Origin of the sequence: Providencia sp. CIM-Carb-044, assembly GCF_033901115.1 — a bacterium.
GTDB classification, from domain to species: domain Bacteria; phylum Pseudomonadota; class Gammaproteobacteria; order Enterobacterales; family Enterobacteriaceae; genus Providencia; species Providencia hangzhouensis.
Map to the genome: position 1 here is coordinate 21,635 of NZ_JAXADV010000011.1, position 26,071 is coordinate 47,705.

Below are 26,071 nucleotides of genomic sequence, written 5' to 3' on the forward strand. Positions count from 1 at the left end.
AATTTCCCAACCTAATTAATAACTAATTATCTAGTTGCAGCACTTTGGCAGTGGCTGTACGAATATCTAAACAGGCTTTTGCATCCGTTTTTAAGTCAATCCCATAGGTTGGAATGATGTCTTTTAAACGTGTTTCCCATCCATCAGCTTTGAGTTGCTCATCAAAACACGTTTTTAATACGTTTAGCGCAATAAATGCCGCTGTGGAGGCCCCCGGAGATGCTCCCATCAATACAGTAAATGATTTATCCGCACTAGTAATCAGTTCTGTACCAAACTCTAAAACCCCTTTTTTATCATGGTCAGGCTTAATAATTTGTACTCGTTGCCCTGCAACCACCTCTTTCCAATCCTCATGCTGTGCTTCTGGGTAGAATTGTTGCAGCATAGCAAATTGGTGAGCAGAAGTTTGCAGGACTTGGCCCACTAAGTATTCTGCGAGTGACCAGTTATCTTTCGCAACCGCAAGCATTGGTTCAATGTTATTCAATTTAACCGATTCAAACAGGTCTAAATAAGAGCCGTGCTTAAGGAATTTACTCGAAAAACCGGCATAAGGCCCGAATAATAGAGAACGTTTACCACCGATAATACGCGTGTCTAAGTGTGGAACAGACATTGGTGGTGAGCCTTTGTCTGCTTTACCATAGACTTTTGCATGGTGGCGAGAGGCAATTTCTTCGTTATCACAACGCAGCCAGATACCACTGACGGGGAATCCACCATACCCTTTTCCTTCAGGGATCCCTGATTTCTGTAGTAATTCGATTGCTCTACCGCCTGCACCAACAAACACAAACTTCGCGGAAGTCATTGTTTTCTCGTGCGTGAGTAGGTTTTTAACTTCAATATTCCATCTGCCATCGGCGGTTTTTTTAACATCGATGACTTCATGTTTATAGTGAATTGAAAAACCGGGCTGTTCGCTTAATTGTGCGATTAATAAATGCGTTAGCGCACCGTAATCGACATCAGCACCGGTATTAACACGGGTAACCGCAATCGCTTCTTTAGGGTCTCGACCTTCCATGATCAGAGGTGCCCACTCGTTGATCTGCTTTGGATCATCACTGTATTCCATGTTGTGGTAACAGTGGTGAGCAGACATCTGTTGGTAGCGTTGTTTCAAGAATTTTACATTGTCTTCACCCCAAACAAAGCTCATGTGTGGGCATGGGTGAATAAAGTCACGTGGGTCTTTAATTTTGCCTTTGGTGACCAGATAAGACCAAAGCTGACGAGAGAGATCGAATTCGGTATTGACTTCAAGGGCTTTACTGATGTCCACCGTACCATCTGGATTTGGTGGTGTATAGTTCATCTCACAGTTAGCGGCATGCCCTGTTCCCGCATTGTTCCACGGGTGGGAACTTTCTTGGGCACAGTCGTTTAGCCTTTCAAAAACGGCGATCGTCAGTGAAGGTTCAAGTTCTTTGAGAAATGTACCAAGCGTTGCACTCATGATCCCTGCACCTATGAGAGCAATATCGACATTCTCAGCAATGGGTTTGCTCATGATGCCCCCTATTTTTTTGTTGGAGTGAAGCAAAGATCGGTGCCTTCTTGATAGACAACATAAGCACGACGCCAAGGTTCATCACCAATAAGCCGCCATTTATGGCCTGTTCCTGTATTATCTTGCGCAAGTAAAATATCACCTGGGTTGATGATAAATTTAGAACCATCTTTGGTTTCGAATTCTAAAGTACCTGAAAGTGTAATGACATAGCGAGGAACTGGGTCTTGATGCCAATCAAAAGAGCCGCCAGAAACTGTTTCACGAAAGGTAAGCTCGTTGACTGCAATGGTAGGGGTTTGGTTATCGCCTCCTGCTATATTATTGAGCTCAAGAGTGCCCTCTTCAAATAGAGAATTTCCATCTTCTCCTGTCCACATACGAACGCAGCGTATCATTTTATTTAGCTCCTTAATCACCGACTGTAATGTATAACAATTATTTGATATTCATTGGATGCAAAAATAAGACTCTTAAAATGATGATATATAAAATTAATATTATTTGAATTTAAAGTTTTTTAGCGAGTAGGTCAAAGCTAAATATGTTTTATCTTGGCTTTATGATTTTATTTTTTAATTAAACAACAAAATAATAAAAGTTGATTGTCTTTTTATGATTTGTTTTATTTTTATCGTTCGTTTAATGACTGATAAAAAATAGGAGAGCTCACGATGACTTATTTTATCATTATGAGCTATAAGTATAGGATCAGCTTTTTAGAATAGAGTTTAGGGCGAGATATTGGATTAGCATAATGGTTTTACCATCAACTATTTCTCTCGTTCTTATCGCATCAACGGCTTTAGAGAAGGGCCACTCTAAAACTTCAATATCTTCCCCTTCTTCTTCAAGCCCACCACCTGCGTTACGACGATTATTATCGCTATATTCAGCAATGTAAAAGTGGAGTTTTTCGGTGACTGAACCAGGGCTCATAAAGGCTTCAAAAACTTTTTGAATTTTATCGACTTTAAAACCCGTTTCTTCTTCTGCTTCAGCAATAATACGAGCTTCTGGTGAGGCGTTTTCTAGTAAACCAGCGGCGGCTTCGATCAGAAAATCAGAATAGCCATTAACATAAACAGGCAGACGAAATTGACGAATTAAAATAATGCTATTTTTTATTTTGTTATATAACAAAATAACGGCACCATTGCCTCTATCATAGACTTCGCGCTCTTGTTGTTGCCAACTACCATCTCCACGTTGTAACTCATAAGTATATTTTTTTAAAATATACCAATTATCTGAAAGCAGTTTCTCACGAATATTCCGTATGTTAGGGAGTTTTACAGTCATTAAGCAGCCTTAGTAAACAAAAATGATTTTGTTAATTTAGAACTGTTAATTTCTGTATGAAATAGGATTTAGATGGGACCTGCTTTAGAGCAGATCCCATTGTAAACTTGCGGGTTATTTAATTATTTGGATTTGTTTAACTTCGACTTCTCTTGAATTCCAGTCTTTATCAATTTTACCGCGAATTTCAACTTTATCTTTTGGTGTTACATTTATGCCGTTCCAACGCTTTTCGCTGATTTCTAAATTAATAGTGCCAGTACCATCGGTGAATTCATAATGTTTATGGTCAAGTTGTTTGACGATATTCCCACGTAAAATAACCCAGCTGTCATCTGACATATCAAGTGCTTTTGCGACAGTCATTTCCCCACTATTTGGGCCGATGAAACCACCGGTTGGAGAGGTTTGGGCTGTTGTATTTGTGGCAGCGCCAGGGCCGTCAAACCCGCCATTTGCAGCGAAAACAGGTGCACTTGCGAGTGCAGCAACTAAAGCAATTACAGGTAATTTTTTCATCATCGGTATCTCCAAATTGGATGTAAACTTGTTTGTATGGAGGGTATTAAACCAAGTAAATCTTAACAGGATCTTAAGAAACTTAACTAACGAATTATATTTTTAATTTTGCCAATAATAGCTAGTCATATTATAGCTGATAGGATAAATATAATAATATTCTAATATGGGGGTAGATTATGCGAATTCTACTAATTGAAGATGACCGGTTAATTGGTGATGGCTTAAAAGTGGGCTTAACCCAATTAGGATTTACCATTGATTGGTTTATGGATGGTAAACAGGGGCAACTCGCTTTATTTGATGCACCTTATGACGCTGTTGTACTCGATCTTTCGTTACCAAATATTGATGGAATGGATATTTTGAAGCATTGGCGTAAGGAGGGGCGTGATGAGCCAGTCTTGATTTTGACGGCACGGGATGCTTTGGATCAGCGTGTTCAAGGACTTCAACAAGGGGCTGATGATTATCTTTGTAAACCATTCGCTTTAATGGAAGTCATGGCGCGTTTGCAAGCGTTGATCCGCCGCCGAAGTGGGCAATTATCTTCTAAACTTACGCATGGTGATGTCGAAATGGATCCAGTTGCAATGACGGTGACACAGCAAGGTGAACCTGTACAACTAAAAGGGAAAGAGTTTGCTTTACTTTCTTTATTTATGCATAACCCAAATAAAGTTTTTTCTCGCCCTTTAATTGAAGAGAAATTATATAACTGGGATGAAGAGGTCTCTAGTAACTCGGTTGAGGTACATATCCATCATTTAAGGCGTAAATTAGGCAATAAGTTTATTCGAACCATTCATGGTGTTGGTTATCGATTAGGTGATGATAAATGATGAAGACATTTAGCCTTAGGCTGAAACTCACTTTAATGCTGCTCTTGTTAGCTTTACTGACATGGGGGATCGCCAGTTCGTTAGCGTGGTACCAAAGCTATAAAACGATTAATGAGCTGTTTGATACCCAGCAAATGGCGTTTGCTAAACGGTTATCTGTTTTACCATCAGGCTTTGAATTGAGCCAGCCTTCACTGACTAAAACCAAAAAACTATTGCGAAAGAACCGTGGCCATCAAGATGACGATGCACTGGCATTTGCTATTTTTACACCAGGCGGCGAAATGGTATTAAACGACGGTGATAACGGTAGAGACATCGTCTATCAATTTAAGCGAGAAGGGTTTAGCGATGGGATGATCCAAGGAAGTGACGACCCTTGGCGTTTTGTGTGGCTAAAATCTCAAGATGGTCGATATATCATTGCAGTAGGGCAAGAGTGGGAATACCGACAAGAAATGGCAACCGATATTATGGTTGCACAATTTATGCCTTGGTTGATTGCTTTGCCAATCATGTTATTACTATTTTTATGGCTGTTGACACGAGCTTTACGCCCATTGAAGGACGTAGCAACCCAGTTGTATCACCGAAAACCTGATGAACTAACCCCAGTACAAGTGACGCGAATTCCCAGTGAAGTAAGACCTATTATTGACTCTATGAATGTACTGTTTGGCCGTATTAATGAAATGTTTGCTCGTGAACGACAATTTACCTCGGATGCGGCTCATGAACTACGTAGCCCACTTGCAGCATTAAGGGTGCAGGCAGAAGTGGTACAAATTGCAGGGAATAATGCAGATATCCGTAATCATGCAGTGGCTAATTTATCGGAAGGTATTGATAGGGCGACAAGGCTCGTTGACCAACTACTGATGTTGTCTCGGTTAGAGTCATCCACGCAACTTGATGATATTACAGTTGTATCTTGGCCTGAGTTAATTGAAGCGGCGATAAAAGATGTAGAGCCGGAAGCTAAAGAGCAGCAAACAACGATAATAAATACTTTAGTTGCTAGCCCCCCTGATTTTCAAGGTCAGCCATTACTACTCAATGCGTTGCTGAGAAATTTGCTCAATAATGCAATCCGTTATGGAAAAATAGAGGGGCGAGTGGAGATTATTTTGTATGCTGATCACCTTGAAGTTCAAGATGATGGTAATGGCGTGACACCTGAAGTTTTACGGCGATTAGGTGAGCGCTTCTATCGTCCGCCGGGACAAGAAAAAACTGGGAGTGGCTTAGGGCTCTCTATTGTTAAACGGATTGCGCAATTGCATCATTTACAAGTTATTTTTACTCATGGCGTTAATGGGGGCTTTTGTGCCAAAGTGTATTGGAATGAAACTAAAACGTGATAATAAGCACATTAATTATGATTGTTTATTAAAATAATAATCATAATTATGCATATTTAATGTAAGGGCATTTTAGCATAACTCACTATTTTTAACTCAAGTGAGATAGGGCTAACTACCTGTCGCGTGTGAGAAATTGTAGTGTGCGAAATTGCGCACACTACATACTAACTTAGTAACAGCAAAAGGTAGACGTTATTGGTTTAGTGATGAGACTAACAAACTAATGACTTTTTGAACTTCTTGGGTATTTAATTCACCATCTTTGAAAAACAACACTTTCCCTTGATTATCCAATACGATAATTGCTGAACTTTCTGGTTTCAAGCCCCATGCGTTCTTCACCGTACCTTCGCTATCAACAATAAATTGTGAATATGGAAACTCTTTTTTGCTATCTTCAACGCTGTTTTTCACAAATACACCCGTACCGAAAATTGCATCATCGGTATTAATGATTGTTGTTGTTTGATAGCTATCGTGAGGGAACTTGGCTTGCTTGATAGCCTCAACTAAGGGGGCATTGAGTTCTTTTGCTGAAGAACGGCCAGCAATGTGTTGGATAGTACGCACCTTTCCAACGAGCTGTTGGCTTTTCCACGGTTGATAATCCAATTTCCCGTCATTATTCATGACAAGCTCACCCTTGTCAGTGACAGAAACAGCAGGAACAGATTGGTTTAATTGAATATTTGCTGCAGAAGCTACTGCAGATACCCCAAGCAAGCATATTAAAAGTAAATAATTTTTTATCATAAAAGCCCCTTGATTGATTATTTTGCCATGTGAGCCTAGTGGTTTGTCTGCTGACTACTATTTATAGCATAGCTCATCGGATGAGTTACAAGAGATAATTTAACATTTTTTTAAAATTTAGAACAAAAGCAAAGTTTATGGGGTTTTAACAGTTAATTTACAGTGTCATGTTATGTCAGTAAATTGAATAAAACTGCAATTTTAGAACCAAAATAAAAATTTCTGGTCTATGATTATTGTACGGTATGAGTTATTGAATATCGTAAGAACAAAGGGGAGGCAAAGTTCTAATGAAAATTTTTAACCGTTATAACCCATCTAAGATTGCTCTTTACGTCAAAACGCTATTCCGTGGCAGGCTCTATATTAAGGATTTTGGGGCATTTGAGTTTAACTATGGGAAAATTCTACCACCTAAAATCAGTGATAAGCGCCATTACAATGTGATGAGTGAGGTCAATAAACAGGTTTCATTATTGCAGGCAGAACTGGGGTAGGTTAATCAGCAGTTTTTGGTTAACAACGCGCCACATAGGTGGCGCATTGAAAGAAACGGCTTCGCTATCAAGCATTAATGTCCTGTATCTTTTGTTTGTTGTTTTGCGCCAGCCGTTTCAATAGTATTTTTTCCGGGTTGTACAACGACAGGTGATGGCGCTGTAGTCAGGCGAGTTACGAGTAATTGGTCAATTTTGTAATTATCAATATCGACGACTTCAAATTTATAGCCCGCATATTTCACATAATCTGTCCGTTTCGGCATTCTTCTTAACCGGTACATCATAAACCCTGCGATGGTTTCATAGTTGCTAAAGTCAGGGAAATCATCAATATCTAAAATGCGCATCACATCTTCAATTGGCGTTCCGCCTTCAACTAACCAAGAATTCTCATCACGTACTACGATTTGCTCTTCTTGCCCTGGACCAATTAAGTCCCCCATTAGAGTGATCATTACATCATTGATGGTAATGATACCCATGACTAATGCATATTCGTTGAGAATCACAGCAAAATCGACGGCGTTTGTTTTAAATGCCTCTAAGGTATCTGATAATGAGAGGGTGTCAGGGATCATGAGCGTATTTCTAATGTGAACACCATCTTTTAAACTTAAGCTCTGCCCATTGAGTACACGGTTAAGTAATTCTTTCGAATCAACATAACCAATAACATGGTCAATACCCCCTGCACATACTAGAAACTTAGAATGTGGCTGGGTTGAAATTTTATGTTTGATGCTTTCTTCTGACTCGTCTTTGTCAAAATAAATGATACTTTCACGCGGAGTCATCGCTGATGGTACAGTACGTGATTCCAGCTCAAACACGTTCTCAATTAATTCGTGTTCTTGTTTACGTAACACACCCGCTACAGCACCTGCTTCAACGACCGCAAAAATATCATCAGAAGTGATATCTTCGTTGCGTGATGTAGGTAATTTGAATAATTTAAAAAACAGGTTCGCAAGGCCATTAAAAAACCAGACGAATGGGCTCAGTACCACTAAACAGAAGCGCATCGGATTCACAATACGAATCGCAATGGCTTCAGGTTTTACCATACCGATGCGTTTAGGCGTTAAATCAGCCACTAAAATAAACAAGCTTGTCACAATGGTGAATGACAGGATTGATGAAACTTGTTGAGCCCAGCTTGGGGATAAAAATTGAATAAAGATATCGTACAAAGCTGGAGAAAAAGCAGATTCCCCCACAATACCGGCAAGGATAGCAACGGCATTTAAACCAATTTGAACGACGGTAAAAAACATTCCCGGCATTTCTTGTAATTTAAGCACGCGAGCCGCATTAATGTTGCCTTCGTCGGCCATAAGTTTAAGTTTAATGCGGCGGGAAGCTGCCAGAGAAATTTCTGACAAAGAAAAGAATGCGCTAATTGCACATAATAATAGAACAATTAATAAACTGTTGAGCATAAGTTATCCAGCCAATCAAAGGAAGAATCCATAAAATTCAAAAATCTCTGAAGGCATAGTCTCGTGTATTTAAATATATTGAGTATGCAAATATATGTTGCGCAATATGCGCAAATTGTTGATATGTTGCATTAGTATAGCACTGAGGTGATTTATCTGCCTAGATATTCATCATCATTCAAGCTGCTTTAAGTCATATTGAAAAGCAACTTGAATGGTTGGGAAGATGAACTCACTGTATTATGTTATTGATTTATTTGTTTAACGAAGGTGGTAAACAGATACCAATCCCTCCTAATCCGCAATATCCATTCGGGTTTTTGTATAAGTACTGCTGGTGGTAATCTTCGGCAAAATAGAAAGTGTCTAAGGGCGCTATTTCGGTCGTGATTGCACGAGAGTCATGCTGCGCTATCATTGCATTTTGGTAAGCTTGCAGTGTTTCCATCGCTTGCTGGTCTTGCTCATCTGACACAGTATAAATTGCGGAACGATATTGGCTTCCCATGTCATTTCCTTGGCGCATGCCTTGTGCAGGGTCATGGTTTTCCCAAAATAATGTCAATAGTTGAGAGTAACTGATAACTTGCGGATCAAAAACGACACGAACCGCTTCTGCGTGGCCAGTTCGCCCAGAGCAAACTTCCTCGTAGGTCGGGTTAGGGGTCACTCCACCACAATACCCAGCAGAAGTTGAATAAACCCCAGCTTGCTGCCAAAATAATCGTTCAACTCCCCAAAAACAACCCATGGCAAAATAAGCAATTTCCATATTCTTAGGAATAATCTCAATCGAATGATGGTTAAGCGCATGATATGGTGAGTAAGTCATAGCAGTTGCTCTGCCGGGCAGAGGTTGTGCAATACTTGCAGAGTGAAATTTATTAAAAGGCATAATGATTCCTATATGTATTGACCACACAAATAATCTAAAAATAGGGATAAAAACTTGTGTATATGGCGAATTTTACTCAAAATAAATTGATATGAAGTATTTAGTCAATCGAACAATCACCTTAGGAGTAGGCGTGTCGAAATACCCTCTAATTTGTTTTCTCTGCCTAACTGCGGCAGTGCCAGTGGTACACGCAGCTAATCTTCGTCTTAATATTGAAGGCCTTGAAGGACAACTTAATCAAAACGTTCGAGTACAACTGTCTAATATATCGCAAGATGAAGTTGTGCCAAATGGTCGTTTTCGAGCCCGTGTTGAGAAAGCAATTAAAGAAGGTTTAAAGCCTTTAGGTTACTACCAACCCACGGTTGAATTTAGCTATGAAGAAAAAACCCCGCCTGCTCGTTCCGTTTTAACCGCCAAGGTCACTCCTGGAGAACCTATTTTATTGAAGGGAGTGACTGTTGAATTGCAAGGTGGAGCAAAAACGGATCCCGACTATGAAAAGATGCTCAAACAATATACGCCAAAGCTTGATACAGTTCAAAATGATGGCGAATACGAAGAATTTAAAGGACGTTTTAGTAGTTTAGCTGTTCGCAAAGGTTATTTTGATGCGATGATGGAGAAAAGCCAACTGGGTATTTCTCTTGATCACCATGCGGCTTATTGGGATTTTGATTTTAACAGTGGTGAACGTTATCGGTTTGGTGCAATTTCTTATTCAGGTTCACAAATCCGAGAAGATTACCTGAATAACCTAGCCCCTTTTAAAAAAGGGGAATACTACACATCAGAGCAACTTGCTGAGTTTAACCGTCGGTTAGCTGAAACAGGTTGGTTCTCTTCTGCAATTGTGACACCGCGTATTGTGAGTGCGCGCAAAGCAAATTCTTATGAGTTACCGATGGAAGCGGTAATGACCCCTAGAGCGAAAAACTTTATTGAGCTTGGGGGAGGCTATGCCACCGATGTCGGACCTCGCGTTAAAGCCACATGGAATAAGCCTTGGATTAACTCTCGTGGGCAGAGTTTAACGTCAAATATTAGTTTATCCCAACCAGAACAATTAATTGATGCGAGTTATAAAATTCCATTAAAAGCGAACCCGCTTGAGCAATATTATGCGGTTCAAGGGGGCTTTAAACGGACAGATTTGAATGATACACAAGCGAATACAACAACCTTGAATGTGTCTCGTAACTGGGATTATTCATCCGGTTGGCAATATGGCGTAAACATGCGTTGGATGCTGAGTAACTTTACCCAAGCTAACGTGACGAATACGACGATGTTGCTGTATCCCGGGGCCTATGTAAGCCGCATTCGCCAACGCGGCGGTGTGATGCCAACATGGGGAGATAGTCAACGCTATTCTATTGATTATTCGAATAAAATTTGGGGTTCAGATATCGACTTCGCTGTACTACAAGCCAAAAATGTATGGATCAGAACGCCATGGGAAGGTCATCGCTTTGTCGTTCGTGGAAATATCGGTTGGATTGAAACCAATGACTTCGACAAAGTTCCACCGGACTTGCGTTTCTTTGCGGGTGGTGACGGCAGCGTGCGTGGATATGGTTATCAAAAGATCTCGCCAGAAGATAGTAAAGGTAAGCTGACAGGGGCATCAAAATTGGCGGTAGGCTCTGTGGAATACCAATATAACTTTACAGGAAATTGGTGGGGAGCGACCTTTATTGATAGTGGTGAAGCCGTTGATAACTTTAAAGATAATGATTTTAAAACGGGTGCGGGAGTCGGTATCCGCTGGGTCTCACCGGTTGGTCCAATAAAATTAGACTTAGCAAAACCTATCGGTGATCCAGATAACAACAAAATACAGTTTTATATCGGCTTGGGGACTGAGTTATGAGGTGGTTGAAGTGGCTAAAATGGACCAGTCTTTCCATTTTATTAATTCTCGTTCTGGTTGTTGCCGCACTCAGTTGGGTGATTGGAACGCAATCAGGTCTTCACTTTGCATTAAATACAGCGACACGTTTTGTTCCTGAATTAACCATTGATAAAATTGACGGTGATATTAGTAACTTAACGCTAAGTGGCGTTAAATATCAAATGCCGGGAGTTGATGTTAATGCGGGGAAATTAAATTTAGCGGTACGTCTAGGTTGTTTAACAAGCCGTGAGCTATGTGTCGACAACTTAGGCACGGAAAATGTTACTGTTACTGTCGATACCACCCAATTTCCCCCTGCTGAAGAAACGCCACCATCTGAACCTTTGACTGAACTCAAGGCGCCTTTGACTATTCGTTTGAATCAATTGGCTTTGGTTTCAACGCACGTCAATGTGGATGGTATGGATATTGATTTAGCTAAATTTACCACAGGGGTCACGTGGGAAGGGAAAGCGATCACTATTATTCCAACTGATATCATTGATTTGGCGATTAATTTACCTGACACCAAATCAGATGCCGTCGCTGAAGAAAAACAGCCAGAGCCAACGCCGATTAATGAACAAAAATCATTAGCAGATGAATTAAAAGCGCTATTTTCTAAACCGTTACTTGCTGAATTACCAGAAGTTATTTTACCTGTTGATTTGAATGTCGACGGTATTAATGCTTCGAATTTTCAATTAACGGGTGCGACTGATCTCAAAATTAACCAATTGCACCTGAGTCTTTCAAATGAAGGGCAACAAGTTCTCGTTAAACAGTTAAAAGTCGATGCACCGCAGGGGAATATTGCGTTATCTGGCACGGCGACCTTGCAAGATAAATGGCCAGTCTCATTGTCAGTCGTGGGGGAAAGCCGTTTAGACGATTTAGATGGGCAAAAGGTAGATCTCTCCTTAAAAGGCGGTTTGATTGATGAGCTAAAATTGGCATTGAATTTACATGGGCCAATTAATGCAAAACTAGATGCAGAAACGGATTTGTCACAAGCAGACCTGCCTATTTTGCTTACATTAGAAAGTGATAAGTTAACGTGGCCGTTAGTGGGGAATGCGCAATATCAACTCGATGGGACACGTCTGCGCCTAAATGGCCGGCCATCGGCTTATGATATGTCTGTACGCTCAGCGATCACTGGGCAGGATCTCCCTCCTTCTACCTTGCTATTAGATGCGAAAGGTAATGAAGAGCAAATTAATTTAACTCGCTTACGTTTAGCCGCTTTGCAAGGTAATGCGGATATTACTGGCGTTGCGGACTGGAGCAAGGCGATTAGTTGGAATGCAGTATTGACTCTTTCGGGTATTAATACGGCAAAACAGTACCCTGAATGGCCTGCTAAAGTGGATGGCAAAATTGCCACACGCGGAAGTTTATACGGTGGCAGCTGGCAGTTGGATATTCCTGAAATTATCTTAGACGGTAATGTTAAAAATAATCTTTTAAAAGCACGGGGTAAAGCCAAAGGTAACGCAGCAGGCCAATGGGATATTCCGAACTTTAATTTGGCATTAGGTAAAAACAATGTTGATGTAAAAGGTTCTCTTGCCGATAAATGGAATCTTGATGCCAAAATTAATGCCCCTGCACTCAATGGTTTGCTACCGGGCTTAGGTGGTGTGATTGCGGGTGATGTGAAATTACGTGGTAATTTACAAACACCAGAAGCCCTTGTTGACCTTACGGCACGTGGTGTGAAGTGGCAGGATGACCTTGCTATCGAAAATGTTGTTATCAAAGGAAATGTGGCAACAGGCGAACAAATTAAAGGGGATTTATCCGTTGTTCTGCGTCAGCTAAAACAAGGCGATCTTGTCGTCAATAACCTGACTTTAGATGCGAAAGGCAGTGAAAAACAGCACACTTTAAAATTAAATATGAAGGGTGAGCCGGTTTCTGGGCAATTAGCATTAGCGGGGAGTTTTGACCGGCAGACTGAAGTGTGGAAAGGGAATTTAACCAATACCTTATTTGATACGGTGGTGGGTGAATGGCGCTTAAACCAAGCAATGTCACTCGATTATGCCAACCAAACACAAGAAGTGACCATTGGCAGACATTGTTGGGTTAACCCGAATGCCCGTTTGTGTGTACCAAAACCGATTAAAGCGGGTAAAAGTGGTAGCGCGGATATCGTGCTAGAACGTTTTGATCTCGCAATGCTTAAACCATTTATGCCACAAGATACTCGAGTCAGTGGCGTATTTACGGGTAAAGCCAATGCCATTTGGAAAGCGGATGGCAGCATGCCACAAGTGAAGCTGGACTTGCGAGGAAATGATGTCAAAGCGGTTCAGTTCGTGGATGGAACCCGTTTGCCTATTGCTTTTGATACCTTAACGTTAAGTGCTGGGTTGAAAAATGGTAAGGCTGACCTTAGTTGGTTATTTGGGTTGGCTAATAACGGACAGATGCGCGGTAACATCCAAGTGTCTGATATTGAGAAACGTCGCTTGTTGTCGGGTAATGTTGAAATTAATTCGGTGACATTAGATTTAATCAAGCCGTTACTGGGCCAGAAGGAAGTGGCGAATGGCCGTTTAAGTGGAAATCTACGCTTAGGCGGGTCAGCGAATAACCCGTTATTAAATGGTAATTTAGCGCTTTCGAGTTTAGAAGTGAGATCTGCAATGATCCCGTTTGATATCAAAAGTGGTCATTTAGGTGTTAATTTCAACGGCACGAGCTCAGTCATGAATGGTCAGATAAACACGCCAGAGGGCTATCTGAACATTGATGGTGACGCAGATTGGCGCAATATTGATGCATGGCGTGCAAAAATCATGGCGCGAGGTAATAACCTCCGTGTTTCTTTACCGCCGATGATCCAAATTGATGTTCAACCGGATATTGTATTTGATGCATCACCTTCGGTACTCACGTTAAATGGTACGGTCAATATTCCATGGGCTCGAATTACTGTTCAAGAGCTCCCTGAGTCGGCGGTAAGCGCATCTTCAGATGTGGTGATGTTAGATAGCAACTTACAGCCAATTGAACAAAAAGCGCCATCCATTCCTATTCAGACCAATTTGGATATTAAAATTGGTAACGATGTTCGATTGGATGCGTTTGGCTTAAAAGCGCGCCTGACGGGTTTATTGAAAGTGGTTCAAAATATCCATGGCTTGCACATCAATGGTCAGGTGGATATTCCAGCTGGTCGTTTCCGTGCTTATGGGCAAGATTTGATTGTACGTAAGGGGCAAATTCAGTTCTCAGGCCCTGCGGACCAACCATTCTTAAACTTAGAAGCTATACGTAACCCAGACAACACGGCAGATGGCGTGATTGCAGGGGTGAAGGTCACTGGGCTTGCAGATAAACCGAAAGTAGAAATATTCTCTGAACCGGCGAAAACACAACAAGAAGCGCTGTCTTACTTATTAAGAGGAGAGGGCTTAGACAGTGGGGACGCAAATGGTTCACAAATGACATCTATGTTAATAGGCTTAGGTGTAGCACAAAGTGGGCAACTCGTGGGCAAAATTGGTGAGACATTTGGGGTCTCTGATTTAGCCGTCGATACCCAAGGTGTGGGGGATGGTTCTCAAGTCGTTGTAAGTGGTAAGATCACTAATGATTTACAAGTGAAGTATGGAGTTGGTATCTTTGACTCATTGGCGACGTTAACTTTACGTTATCGATTGATGCCAAAACTGTATTTAGAAGCTGTGTCTGGTGTTAATCAGGCATTGGATCTCCTTTACCAATTTGAGTTTTAGATTATGCGTGTAATTGTTTATGGCAGCTTAAGACAAAAGCAAGGAAATCATCACTGGATGACTTATGCCCAACTACTTGGTGAGCATAAGCTAGAAGGCTATGAACTGTATGATCTTGGATATTATCCAGCGGTTGTCAAAGGGGATGGGGCGATAGAGTGCGAAGTTTATCGAATCAACCCGTCCATTTTGACAGAGTTAGATGAGCTAAAGAAAAATTCTCAAGACTATGTGAGGGAGCTCATCCCAACGCCGTATGGCAATGCTTGGATTTATCTATATAAACATTCCGTTGATGGTCTACGCCAAATAAAAAGTGGCGACTGGTTGAAACGTGATGAAGAAAAGTAGCTATCCAATATTATATTGAATGCTATAGTTATATAGGACGCCAGCTATGATAGCTGGCGTTTTTTATAGATTAATTAACTGATTATAACCCATAAAAAAAGCCCTGGTATTAACCAGAGCTTTCATAATCTCCCTATAGGGGGATTATTTTTTTGCAGCGCGTTCGAAAGATTCGATGATCTCTGCTTTTGCAGATGCCGCGTCTTCCCAACCATCAACTTTAACCCACTTACCTTTTTCTAAATCTTTGTAATGTTCAAAGAAGTGAGTAATTTGAGCACGCAGTAATTCTGGCAGGTCGTTCACATCTTTAATGTGATCGTATTCTTTGCTTAATTTAGTGTGCGGAACAGCCACTAATTTTGCATCTTCACCAGACTCGTCAGTCATTTTCAGTACGCCAACAGGACGGCAACGGATGACTGAGCCTGGTTGTAATGGGTATGGAGTTGGAACTAATACATCAACTGGGTCACCATCTAAAGACAGGGTATTGTTGATGTAACCATAGTTGCATGGATAGAACATCGCTGTTGACATGAAACGGTCTACAAACAGCGCACCAGACTCTTTATCAACTTCATATTTGATAGGATCTGCGTTCGCTGGGATTTCGATGATAACATAGATATCTTCTGGCAGATCTTTACCTGCCGGTACATTGTTCAGGCCCATTTAAATGTATCCTTTGTGTGAATAATGAATTTACTCATTTTAATTTGTCACTGGCATCGCATTTATTGCCGCCTTTAGGCAAATTAAATAATAGAGTAGATAGCGTGAGGGACATTATAGCCGTAAAAGGGGACAAAACTCACTAGTTGGTGAAAAAAAGGGATAAAAAAGGCGGGAAGCCCCGCCTTATAATTAATGAATTAGATTATTCCGTGTCAGGGAATTCACGCATAAATGATTCTGCTTTTTCTACCATCGACTCAGTTCCGACAAAGAACGGCGCACGTTGGTGTAATTCGCTAGGTATGATATCTAAAATGCGGTTTGCTCCATCACTGGCTTTACCACCGGCTTGTTCTGCTAAAAATGCAATTGGGTTACATTCGTACAGAAGGCGCAGTTTCCCATTTGGATGGCTTGCCGTACTTGGGTAAATATAAATTCCCCCTTTGAGCAAGTTACGATGGAAGTCTGCAACCAAAGAACCGATATAACGCGTGGTATACGGGCGATTTGTTGCTTTATCTTCTTCTTGGCAATATTTAATGTACTTTTTAACACCCATCGGGAACTTAATATAGTTACCTTCATTGATGGAGTACATTTTTCCTTCTGATGGGAACATCACTTTTTCATGAGACAAGCAGAACACGCCCAATGATGGGTCGTAAGTAAACGCATGTACACCAACACCAGTGGTGTAAACCAACATCGTTGATGAACCGTAAACCACGTAGCCCGCAGCCACTTGGCGGTTACCAGGTTGCAGGAAATCCGCTTCTGTAACCGGTTGGCCAATTGGCGTGATACGATGGTAGATTGAGAAAATTGTTCCAACGGAAACGTTTACATCGATGTTTGAAGAACCATCAAGTGGGTCCATTAAAACAACATATTTTGCGTTTTCTGCGCGGTCTCCTTCGAAAATGACAATTTCATCTTCTTCTTCAGAGGCGATACCGGCGACTTCTCCGCGTGCTTTTAAAGCCGCTTTCAGTTTTTCGTTTGCATACAGGTCAAGCTTCATCTGAACTTCACCTTGAATATTCGAAACACCGTTAGTGCCAAGAATATCGACAAGTCCAGCTTTATTAATATCACGATGGATAATTTTAGCGCCCAGTTTGATAGCTGATAATAAAGAAGTCAGCTCACCTGTTGCATGAGGAAAATCTTGTTGCTTTTCGACGATGAATTCGCCTAATGTTTTCATGACGAAGGTCCTGAATAAAATTGACAGAGGTTTTGCGGGGCATTTACCCTCGCGCGGGAAGAGTTTAACTAAATAAAAAAAAGATTAATAGGTTAATGCATTTATAAACCTGTTTTTGATGGGTAGAATAGTGACCAACCTCATGCTAATTGGATGAAAAAGAATGCACATACATATTTTAGGTATATGCGGTACCTTTATGGGAAGCTTAGCAATATTGGCTCGTTCTTTAGGACATAAAGTGACGGGTTCGGATGCCAATGTGTATCCACCGATGAGCACATTGCTTGAAAATCAAGGGATTGAGCTTATTCAGGGGTATGATCCGGCTCAGCTTGACCCAATACCGGATATGGTGGTGATTGGTAATGCAATGACGCGTGGAAACCCTTGTGTTGAAGCCGTATTAGAAAGAGGTTTGCCGTATACTTCTGGCCCACAGTGGCTCCATGACTATGTGTTACCGGAACGTTGGGTACTGGCTGTGGCGGGGACCCATGGTAAAACGACCACCGCGGGGATGCTTGCGTGGATCTTAGAAGACTGCGGTTACAAGCCAGGTTTTCTAATTGGTGGTGTCCCAGGTAACTTTGATGTCTCCGCTAAGATTGGTGAAAGCCCGTTTTTTGTCATCGAAGCTGATGAATATGACTGTGCATTCTTCGATAAACGTTCTAAATTTGTTCATTACAGCCCGAAAACCTTGGTATTGAACAACCTTGAATTCGACCATGCGGATATCTTTGAAAACCTCGAAGCGATTCAAAAACAGTTCCATCATCTTGTACGTATTGTGCCCGCCAGTGGCAAAATTTTCACACCGGACAACGACAATCATTTAAAACAAGTGATTGGAATGGGCTGTTGGAGTGAACAAGAGCTGGTGGGTGGGGAGCATGGCGGATGGCAAGCTGAGAAGCTCAGCCACGATGGCAGCCATTTTGCGGTGTATTACCAACAAGAAAAAGTTGGAGAAGTCACTTGGTCACAAGTGGGTAACCATAATATCCAAAATGCATTGATGGCGATTGCAGCGGCTCACCATGTGGGCGTTCCAGTAAAAGAAGCTTGTCTCGCCTTGAATAGCTTTATCAATGCACGTCGTCGTCTTGAGCTACGAGGCGTTGAAAATGGTGTCAGTGTTTACGATGACTTCGCACATCATCCAACCGCTATTTTGGCGACGTTAGAAGCACTTCGCAGCAAAGTTGGCGGAACTTCACGTATTCTTGCGGTGCTCGAACCTCGCTCGAATACGATGAAAATGGGTATCAATAAAAATGATATTGCGCCTGCGCTTGGCCGTGCAGATGAAGTGTTTCTTTTCCAACCCGCCAATATCCCTTGGATGGTGACAGACATCGCTGAAAAATGCGTCCAACCCGCGCGTTGGAGTGCAGATATTGAGGCATTCACCAATATGATTATTGAAACCGCACAACCGGGCGATCATATTTTGGTGATGAGCAACGGTGGCTTTAGTGGCATTCATGGCAAATTGCTCGCAGGTTTGAAAGCGAAAGCAGAAACAGAGCGAGATGATTAAATTCTCTTAGCTAGCTATTTGATAACCCCAGTGATTCTTATGATTACTGGGGTTTTTTTATGTTTGGCATACCCAATGGGCACTGTTCTGTGACGAGACTTAATGTTATTGGACTATTCATTTCTTTTTTTAAACTTCCCATATAACAATCTACTGAATCAGTAAAAAGGTGGAATAAACAACCAACAGCAATGGCTTTAAGCTTCCATGATGGCATGAATAATAATACGACATAGACAACTGCAGCCCAAAAGGAATGGAGTGGGTGGAAACCAATGCCACAGCGCTCTGGGTCGAAAATCGGATCAGCTAGCAGATGATCTAAGTCGATAGCCATCGTGGCAATCATAATCAGGGCCGCTAGTTTCCAATTTTTTCGCCAAAATAGGTAACCAAAGGCAATTGGCATTAGGAAGTGAAAGCCGTAGTGTATGAAGTTACGGAAAATATCAAATAGCAAAATGATGTCTCAAAATAGAATAGAAACAGACAAAAACAATAAGAGGGAAATCAATTTCCCTCTTAAGCTAATGTATATCAATAGATTAAAGCTCTTGTTCAAATAACGCTAGAATCGCTTCATACAGTTCTTTTGTGGTGAAATTATTTGCCGGTGTTGAGAAGATAGTATCATCACCAGCAATACTACCTAAAATCCCTTCTGCTTTGCCTAATGAATCTAACAAACGTGCAATAAGCTGTGCAGCTCCAGGGCTAGTTCTGATCACGACAACAGAAGGGTTATAGTCTATATCCAAAACCAAGTTTTTGAGTGGACTGGTAGCGGTAGGGACACCAGGCTCTGTAGGCAGGCAATATACCATTTCCATTTTTGCATTACGGGTGCGAACTGCACCAAATTTGGTAAGCATTCTGGAAATTTTTGATTGGTTAATATTTTCGAAGCCTTCTTCTTGCAAAGCTGTGACGATCTCAGCTTGCGAGCTAAATTTTTCTTCTTTAAGTAGGGCTTTAAAAGCCTTAACCAAGTCTTCTTGTTTAGACGGAGTGCGCATAATTAACCCATTCTTTTGCATTGAACCAAGTTGTATTATCCGTAAAAGTGCATTTTTATGCAACAAAATTGCGTTATGATGATTTTATAACCAGTGAATAACTTAAAGTTAGATAAGCTTGTTTCGAGCTGATAGTCAGAAGTATTTATTTATCGTAAATTGTGGGAATGAAAAATTAGCATAATAGAACAATGAATTTTTCAGATGTCTGCTGTAAATTTATTGTTAATAAAAATATTTTTGATTGAATAATATACACTAAAAACAACTTATTGTGCGAAATGCAATACCCTGAAAAACTATTTGTTAAAAAAGTGCCCGTTATCTCATTAACAGATAAGGAATTTGTTTAGAATACTGGCAATTAATAAACAAGTTCTCTTGCGTTAAACTCTCTCTCTATCTGTTAACAAATTGTTTTTTATACGTAATGTGTTAAGTGTATAACAAATAAAGTGATATCTTTTTAAAGTACAAATTAAGGAGTTTCAGAATGAAAGTTGCAGTCCTAGGTGCAGCAGGTGGTATCGGTCAGGCTCTCGCCCTTCTTCTCAAAAACCAGCTCCCAGCAGGTTCAGAACTCTCCCTCTACGACATCGCACCAGTTACTCCAGGTGTTGCTGCTGACCTAAGCCATATCCCAACTGATGTTAAAGTGACAGGCTTTGCCGGCGAAGATGCAAAACCAGCATTGAAAGGTGCTGACATTGTTCTTATTTCTGCGGGTGTTGCACGTAAACCAGGTATGGATCGTTCTGACTTATTTAACATCAATGCGGGTATCGTCCGTAATCTGATCCAACAAATTGCTGAAACCTGCCCTAAAGCATTGATTGGTATTATCACTAACCCAGTGAATACCACCGTTGCTATCGCTGCGGAAGTCCTGAAAAAAGCAGGAGTATACGATAAAAACCGTTTATTCGGTGTGACGACGTTAGATATCATTCGTTCTAATACGTTTGTTGCTGAGCTGAAAGGCAAAAATGTTAATGACCTTGAAGTGCCTGTGATTGGCGGCCACTCAGGTGTGACTATTCTGCCATTGTTATCTCAAATTGAAGGTGTTAGTTTCACTGATGAGGAAGTTGCCGCGTTAACCAAACGTATTCAAAACGCAGGTACAGAAGTCGTTGAAGCGAAAGCCGGTGGCGGGTCTGCAACTTTATCTATGGGCCAAGCAGCCGCACGTTTAGGTTTATCTTTAATTCGTGGTCTCCAAGGCGAAAGCAATGTAGTTGAATGTGTTTACACTGAAGGTGATGGTGAACACGCTCGCTTCTTCGCACAACCAGTTGTTTTAGGCAAAAACGGTATCGAAAAGCACTTACCAATCGGTAAATTAAGCGCATTTGAAGAGAAAGCACTGAAAGACATGCTAGATGTATTAAAAGCAGATATCGAATTAGGTGAAAAATTCATTAATGGCTAATGCCAATTAATTTTTCCTAATAGTGAATGTGAAGGGTTGAGTTTCGTTTAGAACTCAACCTTTTTTATTGGGTAAGTCATCATGAAGCATGCTGTCGCATCCAATGGTCCCAATGCGGATCTGATGGTATTTTCTCTACTAAAAAATCAATAAATGTCCTGATTTTAGGTGAGTGTGTATGGGCTGGGTGGTATAAAGCATATAGGGCAAATGGGGTGGATTTAGGGTCATAATCCAATAAGACAGGGAGCAACTCTCCGTTTTCAATATAATTGCCTAGCATATAAGTAGGTAAACAAACGATACCTTGATGGCAGCGTGCTGCCTCTAATAACCCTAAACTACTATTTACCTCAATCATATTATTAATTTCTAGAGGATATGCGCTACCGTCTTTATCCGTCATGCGCCAGGTGTCAGGAATATTTGGATTAATTAAACAATTGTGTGATGCAATATCGGCAGGGGATTGAGGAATACCATATCGTTCGAAATAAGTACGGCTTCCACAGTATACCCAATTAATATTACAAATTTTCCGTAATGCAAAGTTTTCAGGTGGGTGGCTGGTAATTCGTAATGCAATATCGAAATCAACTTCATTTAAATTAATAAGTTCGTCATTAAGGTCAACAGACAAACTCACTTTAGGATTGGTTTCTCGGTATTCACTGTATATTTGCATTAAATGACAAACTCCAAATGCAATAGAACAGGTAATTTTTAATTGACCTTGAGCATGTTGATAGAAGCTGGCGGTATTGACCAGTGAGTCATCGAGATCGGCCAATAAGTTTTGCGATCGTTGCAATAAATAGCGCCCTGCGTCTGTTAAAATAAAATTTCGCGTTGTGCGCTTTAGGAGTACAACCCCCAATTGATCTTCGAGTTGTTGAAGGCCTCGACTAACTGATGATGGTGTTACATTCAGCTTCTTTGCAGCCAGGCTGAAGCTATTACACTCGACGATTTTGATGAATAACTCTAAATGCCGAAAAATCGCGTAGCTGTCAATTTTTGCTTTAAACGCAAAAGTGTTTTTATTTATTAGCATTGTCATGCCCTATTAAACCCGTTTATTCCAGCATACTATAATTGTGAATTTATCGCAGTTTACTCATGCCACTCCAGTTTTAAAAAAAATGTAGCTTCTACACAATATTGTTGTTCCTAACTTTTTTAATAATTAAATCTATAACGTTGAGGAATAGACTATGTCTAATAGTATTCAGGCAAGTGCAGATAATCCGATTAATACAAAAAAGATCCCCTTTACAAAATATGATGTTGGTTGGGTTATTTTATGCATTGGTATGGCAATTGGTTCAGGGATTGTTTTTATGCCTGTGCAAATTGGTATCAAAGGTATTTGGGTCTTTATTGCTGCAACAATACTTTCTTATCCAGCAATTTATTGGCTACAAAATTTATATCTCAGAACATTATCTGAATCTGAAGAATGTAATGACTACGCCAGTGTTATTACACAATATTTAGGTAAAAACTGGGGGATAGCATTAGGGATTGCCTATTTTTTGATGTTATTGCATGGAATGTTCTCTTACTCGCTGGCGGTCACCTTCGATAGTGCTTCTTACATTAAAACGTTTGGATTGACGGAAGGGCTATTATCTGATTCTGTTTGGTATGGGTTGATTATTATTTCAGTATTAGTCGCAATTGCTGCACAAGGGGAGCGGTTACTGTTTAAAGTCTCTGGTCCAATGGTTATTGTAAAATTCGGTATTATCGTACTGCTTGGTATAGTGATGGTTCCATATTGGAATTTTGCCAATATCACAGCATTTCCTGATTTTCTCCCATTTATGAGAGATGTTTTTTTAACACTACCATTTACCTTATTTTCTATATTGTTTGTGCAAATATTGAGCCCCATGAACATTGCGTATCGTAAAATAGAAAGTAATAAGCGTATCGCGACATACCGAGCAATACGCGCTAACCGTGTTGCGTATATTATTCTCGCCGTTGCAGTCTTGTTTTTTGCTTTTTCTTTTACTTTCTCAATTAGCCATGAGCAAGCCGTATCGGCCTTTGAACAAAATATTTCAGCATTAGCGATTGCTGCTCAAGTGATACCTGGGTCAATAGTGAAAGTGATGACCGCATTACTCAATATTTTTGCAATCTTGACGGCATTCTTAGGAATTTATTTAGGCTTCCAAGAAGCAATCAAAGGCATTGTTGTCAATCTATTGAGTCGATTTATTCCTGAAGAACGCATTAACCAAACAGTGCTACATTATGGGGTATGCTTAGGCGTTATCATTGCACTGTGGTTTTGGGTTTCAACACGGTTTTCTATTCTGTTTTTCATGCAACTTGGCGGCCCATTATTTGGTATCGTTTCTTGCTTAATTCCTTGCTATCTGGTTTACAAAGTTCCGGCATTACACAAATTTAAAGGCCCAACAGTGTGGTTCATCATTTTCTTTGGTGTGCTGTTATGCCTATCTCCATTCTTTAAATTTTTCGAATAAATAATGATGTTGTTGAGAGGATCTCATGAAGAAAAAAGCGGTATCTGAATTTCATGTTGATACACAAGTCACCCAGCTAGGGAGAGACCCTGCTAAGCAAGCTGGTTTTGTAAATGCTCCCGTTTATCGTGGTTCGACGGTCGTATTTCCAACTGTTGATGCCTTAATCAATGATAGGGCGGAATTTAATTATGGTACAGCGGGCACGCCAACAATTAAGCAATTGGAGCAAGCTTGGTCCGCTCTTGCTGGAGCCGAAGGGACGGTGCTTTCACCATCTGGTTTAGGCGCGATTGTGTTGGCATTGCTGACAACATTGAAAACAGGTGATCATTTATTAATGCCTGATAGTGTTTATCGGCCAACACGTAAGTTTTGTCATGGTCTGTTGGATAAAATGGGGATCATCACAACCTATTATGACCCGATGATTGGTGCTGACATTGAAAAACTGGTAACGCCAAATACCAGCACAATTTTTTTAGAATCTCCAGGTTCTCAAAGTTTTGAAATTCAAGATGTGCCTGCAATTGTTGAGGTTGCAAAACGCCATGACATTGCGACGATTATTGATAATACATGGGCGACACCTTTATTTTTTAAAGCTCATGAACTGGGTTGTGATATCTCGCTGGAAGCAGGCACCAAATATTTAGGCGGCCATTCTGATTTGCTAATGGGAATTGTCTCGGCGAATCAAGCGTGGTGGCCGAAACTACGTGAAACTTATGATTACATGGCCATGTTGCCGGGAGCAGAGGACTGTTTTCTTGCATTGCGGGGTTTGCGAACCTTACCTATTCGCTTAAAAGAAGCTCAAGAAAGAGCTTTAAATATTGCACATTGGCTGCAAGAACGAACCGAAGTGATTCGTATTTTACATCCTGCATTTGCTGATTGCCCAGGCCATGAAATTTGGAAGCGGGATTTTACTGGTTCATCGGGGCTGTTTTCCATTGTACTTGACCCTAAATATACCCAAACAGATATTGCAAAAATGCTGGATGGTTTATCAATTTTTGGTATGGGGTATTCATGGGGCGGTTTTGAAAGCTTAATTATTCCATTTAATTGTGCTGAATATCGAACTGTGACTAATTGGAACCCTGGTGGACCGACATTACGACTGCAGATTGGCTTAGAAAATTTAGATGACTTAAAACAAGATCTCGCTGACGGTTTTTCTCGGATGAAATAAACAAGACCGTTCTTTATTGGAGAGCCATCTAAGGATAATGCCGTGAATAAATTGATTTATTATTCACGGCGTTATAATTATATCAATTCAATTTTTAATCTTCTGCTGGTGTTTTTACTCTGACTTTTCTTTCTAATAAATCCCCTGTAATTGGGTCATAATAACGACTTGGCCAAATTTCAGCGGGGTGGATCGCTAAGAAATTGGCAATAATCCATTCCCCTTTAGGCCAAGGGCGTGATAGTGCATTTGCTAACGTTGAAGAGCTTAGTCCTGCCTCGCGCGAAATTGCGGCAAGAGTTGTCCCACGCTTACGTAAAGCTGCAATGATATCTGCAGGGTGCCAGTCCGACTTCCGTAAAATCATTTTTTAGTCCTTTTTTCACTTAGAATCATGTAGAGTTAGTGGTACGAGTAACCGAAAATTATGATACATTCAGTACATCCGTTTAGTTATTGGAAATAAAATAACAGAAATTTCCCAAAATAATTTCTGATTTTTTCTTAAAAATTCATTTTATGAAACTATCGTGGTTTTTATGAAATTAAATAGAAAGTCAGAATGAATAACTGTGAATTAGGATAAAACTTTGATGTTAAAACTAACTCTTTCTAGTTAGGGATAGAAATGGCATATTTAATGCTACTTTTTACTCGTACTCGTAATATATCTAGATTAGTTAATAAAATTAGTTAAATTATTAGTGAGTAAATTATTTAATTGTCTGTTATTAAAAGAAATTAGAATGCTAATAACAAATATAATTTGTATATTATTATTTATAGGCATAAATAAAACGAATGAGTTAATGAGGTTTTGAGAAAATATAGATTGTTTTCAACAACTGAGAATTAAATTGTCATCATGACTAGGAGGGTCAGCATGTACAAGGAATGGCTAACGGCAAAAGAGCTGCTTGGGTTACAAGGGCTTCCCATGACAACTCAAGGTATTAATGCAATGGCAAGGCGTGAAAACTGGGTAAGCCGTAAAAGGCGAGGTATTCAAGGCAAAGCGTTGGAGTACCATATTAGTTCTTTACCTATCGATATTTTTGAGGGGCAGTTTGCTAACGAAACTTCATCTCCTTATCAAGTAAAACGAAATGATAATGCCTTTATTTGGCAGGAAGCTTATAACCAGCTTTCTAATGATGAACGAGACACTATCCTGACATTTATTATGCGTGAAGGCACATTAGCACTAATTGATTTAATTAATAATAAATAATTTACAATTACTTAAGGTGTAAATAATTAATATATAAAAATAATATTATATTGAATTTAAAAAATTTTTTAACAGATGACATTTTAGTAAAGCTGCAACAGCAGGTTTCATAATATAAGTGTGAAGTGA

At 40.3% G+C, this 26,071-nt stretch carries 24 protein-coding genes; 11 read left to right on the plus strand and 13 right to left on the minus strand.

Annotated features, from left to right (window positions below; all coding sequences use genetic code 11):
• Window positions 1-22: 22 nt before the first annotated feature.
• The 4 genes from mqo to SJ312_RS18045 form a co-directional block, all read right to left on the minus strand.
• The gene (gene mqo, locus SJ312_RS18030; RefSeq protein ID WP_004905977.1) at window positions 23-1,516 is read right to left on the minus strand and encodes a malate dehydrogenase (quinone); all 1,494 of its coding nucleotides are present in this window, start codon (window positions 1,514-1,516) and stop codon (window positions 23-25) included.
• An 8-nt stretch (window positions 1,517-1,524) separates the two neighbouring features.
• Window positions 1,525-1,914 (minus strand): cupin domain-containing protein, encoded by a 390-nt coding sequence (locus tag SJ312_RS18035; RefSeq protein ID WP_036958789.1) that lies wholly within the window; start codon window positions 1,912-1,914, stop codon window positions 1,525-1,527.
• A gap of 313 nt (window positions 1,915-2,227) precedes the next feature.
• Window positions 2,228-2,818: a GDP-mannose pyrophosphatase NudK gene (nudK, locus tag SJ312_RS18040; protein WP_319868162.1), complete on the minus strand. Its 591-nt coding sequence runs from the start codon at window positions 2,816-2,818 to the stop codon at window positions 2,228-2,230.
• 114 nt (window positions 2,819-2,932) lie between these two features.
• Window positions 2,933-3,337 (minus strand): YgiW/YdeI family stress tolerance OB fold protein, encoded by a 405-nt coding sequence (locus tag SJ312_RS18045; RefSeq protein WP_036958838.1) that lies wholly within the window; start codon window positions 3,335-3,337, stop codon window positions 2,933-2,935.
• Between the two features lie 179 nt (window positions 3,338-3,516).
• Here SJ312_RS18045 and qseB point away from each other — a divergent pair, with 179 nt between their 5' ends.
• Together qseB and qseC are read left to right on the plus strand one after the other, a co-directional pair.
• Complete coding sequence (gene qseB / locus SJ312_RS18050) at window positions 3,517-4,179, plus strand: quorum sensing response regulator transcription factor QseB (protein ID WP_004905970.1); 663 nt, start codon at window positions 3,517-3,519, stop codon at window positions 4,177-4,179.
• Window positions 4,179-5,540 carry a quorum sensing histidine kinase QseC gene (gene qseC / locus SJ312_RS18055; protein ID WP_110592550.1) on the plus strand — a complete coding sequence of 454 codons (1,362 nt, stop codon included), beginning with the start codon at window positions 4,179-4,181 and terminating at the stop codon, window positions 5,538-5,540. The genes qseB and qseC overlap by 1 nt, the downstream gene beginning before the upstream one ends.
• Before the next feature lie 195 nt (window positions 5,541-5,735).
• Here the strand turns inward: qseC and SJ312_RS18060 are convergent, their stop codons facing one another.
• Window positions 5,736-6,296 (minus strand): YtfJ family protein, encoded by a 561-nt coding sequence (locus tag SJ312_RS18060; RefSeq protein ID WP_110591050.1) that lies wholly within the window; start codon window positions 6,294-6,296, stop codon window positions 5,736-5,738.
• 290 nt (window positions 6,297-6,586) lie between these two features.
• On the opposite strand from SJ312_RS18060, the gene SJ312_RS18065 reads away from it, so the two are divergent.
• Window positions 6,587-6,793 (plus strand): DUF1107 domain-containing protein, encoded by a 207-nt coding sequence (locus SJ312_RS18065; RefSeq protein WP_004905964.1) that lies wholly within the window; start codon window positions 6,587-6,589, stop codon window positions 6,791-6,793.
• Between the two features lie 74 nt (window positions 6,794-6,867).
• Here SJ312_RS18065 and SJ312_RS18070 read toward each other — a convergent pair whose 3' ends face one another.
• Together SJ312_RS18070 and msrA are read right to left on the minus strand one after the other, a co-directional pair.
• A complete protein-coding gene (locus SJ312_RS18070; protein ID WP_004905961.1) occupies window positions 6,868-8,235 on the minus strand; it encodes a hemolysin family protein in 1,368 nt (455 codons plus the stop codon).
• Between the two features lie 253 nt (window positions 8,236-8,488).
• Window positions 8,489-9,130: a peptide-methionine (S)-S-oxide reductase MsrA gene (gene msrA, locus SJ312_RS18075; protein WP_110591051.1), complete on the minus strand. Its 642-nt coding sequence runs from the start codon at window positions 9,128-9,130 to the stop codon at window positions 8,489-8,491.
• 133 nt (window positions 9,131-9,263) lie between these two features.
• Here msrA and tamA point away from each other — a divergent pair, with 133 nt between their 5' ends.
• From tamA to SJ312_RS18090, 3 genes are read left to right on the plus strand one after another with little or no spacing between them, the layout of a single operon-like run.
• Complete coding sequence (tamA, locus tag SJ312_RS18080) at window positions 9,264-11,006, plus strand: autotransporter assembly complex protein TamA (protein ID WP_094961660.1); 1,743 nt, start codon at window positions 9,264-9,266, stop codon at window positions 11,004-11,006.
• Window positions 11,003-14,779 (plus strand): autotransporter assembly complex protein TamB, encoded by a 3,777-nt coding sequence (tamB, locus tag SJ312_RS18085; protein WP_319868163.1) that lies wholly within the window; start codon window positions 11,003-11,005, stop codon window positions 14,777-14,779. Before tamA ends, tamB begins: the two co-directional genes overlap by 4 nt.
• 3 nt (window positions 14,780-14,782) lie before the next feature.
• Window positions 14,783-15,130, plus strand: coding sequence for a gamma-glutamylcyclotransferase (locus tag SJ312_RS18090; protein ID WP_004905952.1), 348 nt, complete (start codon window positions 14,783-14,785; stop codon window positions 15,128-15,130).
• 144 nt (window positions 15,131-15,274) lie between these two features.
• On the opposite strand, the gene ppa is transcribed toward SJ312_RS18090, so the two are convergent.
• Both ppa and fbp read right to left on the minus strand, forming a co-directional pair.
• Window positions 15,275-15,805, minus strand: coding sequence for an inorganic diphosphatase (gene ppa, locus SJ312_RS18095; RefSeq protein WP_004905951.1), 531 nt, complete (start codon window positions 15,803-15,805; stop codon window positions 15,275-15,277).
• A 205-nt stretch (window positions 15,806-16,010) separates the two neighbouring features.
• Entirely contained in the window at window positions 16,011-17,018 is a 1,008-nt protein-coding gene (gene fbp, locus SJ312_RS18100; RefSeq protein ID WP_004905947.1) for a class 1 fructose-bisphosphatase, read from the minus strand.
• Window positions 17,019-17,181: 163 nt separating this feature from the next.
• On the opposite strand from fbp, the gene mpl reads away from it, so the two are divergent.
• A complete protein-coding gene (mpl, locus tag SJ312_RS18105) occupies window positions 17,182-18,564 on the plus strand; it encodes a UDP-N-acetylmuramate:L-alanyl-gamma-D-glutamyl-meso-diaminopimelate ligase (protein WP_110591052.1) in 1,383 nt (460 codons plus the stop codon).
• Window positions 18,565-18,607: 43 nt separating this feature from the next.
• On the opposite strand, the gene SJ312_RS18110 is transcribed toward mpl, so the two are convergent.
• Both SJ312_RS18110 and argR read right to left on the minus strand, forming a co-directional pair.
• Window positions 18,608-19,024, minus strand: coding sequence for a DUF6122 family protein (locus SJ312_RS18110; RefSeq protein WP_036958784.1), 417 nt, complete (start codon window positions 19,022-19,024; stop codon window positions 18,608-18,610).
• 85 nt (window positions 19,025-19,109) lie between these two features.
• The gene (argR, locus tag SJ312_RS18115) at window positions 19,110-19,580 is read right to left on the minus strand and encodes a transcriptional regulator ArgR (protein WP_004907450.1); all 471 of its coding nucleotides are present in this window, start codon (window positions 19,578-19,580) and stop codon (window positions 19,110-19,112) included.
• Window positions 19,581-20,073: 493 nt separating this feature from the next.
• On the opposite strand from argR, the gene mdh reads away from it, so the two are divergent.
• Window positions 20,074-21,012 carry a malate dehydrogenase gene (mdh, locus tag SJ312_RS18120; RefSeq protein WP_004905937.1) on the plus strand — a complete coding sequence of 313 codons (939 nt, stop codon included), beginning with the start codon at window positions 20,074-20,076 and terminating at the stop codon, window positions 21,010-21,012.
• Window positions 21,013-21,091: 79 nt separating this feature from the next.
• Here mdh and SJ312_RS18125 read toward each other — a convergent pair whose 3' ends face one another.
• Complete coding sequence (locus SJ312_RS18125) at window positions 21,092-22,066, minus strand: LysR family transcriptional regulator (RefSeq protein ID WP_004905935.1); 975 nt, start codon at window positions 22,064-22,066, stop codon at window positions 21,092-21,094.
• Between the two features lie 259 nt (window positions 22,067-22,325).
• Here SJ312_RS18125 and SJ312_RS18130 point away from each other — a divergent pair, with 259 nt between their 5' ends.
• Entirely contained in the window at window positions 22,326-23,513 is a 1,188-nt protein-coding gene (locus SJ312_RS18130) for an amino acid permease (RefSeq protein WP_319868180.1), read from the plus strand.
• 25 nt (window positions 23,514-23,538) lie between these two features.
• Window positions 23,539-24,711 (plus strand): cystathionine beta-lyase, encoded by a 1,173-nt coding sequence (gene metC / locus SJ312_RS18135; protein ID WP_094961656.1) that lies wholly within the window; start codon window positions 23,539-23,541, stop codon window positions 24,709-24,711.
• A gap of 94 nt (window positions 24,712-24,805) precedes the next feature.
• Here the strand turns inward: metC and SJ312_RS18140 are convergent, their stop codons facing one another.
• Entirely contained in the window at window positions 24,806-25,078 is a 273-nt protein-coding gene (locus SJ312_RS18140; protein ID WP_004905930.1) for a helix-turn-helix domain-containing protein, read from the minus strand.
• Window positions 25,079-25,594: 516 nt separating this feature from the next.
• On the opposite strand from SJ312_RS18140, the gene SJ312_RS18145 reads away from it, so the two are divergent.
• Complete coding sequence (locus SJ312_RS18145; protein WP_004905929.1) at window positions 25,595-25,942, plus strand: DNA-binding protein; 348 nt, start codon at window positions 25,595-25,597, stop codon at window positions 25,940-25,942.
• The last annotated feature ends 129 nt before the right edge of the window (window positions 25,943-26,071 follow it).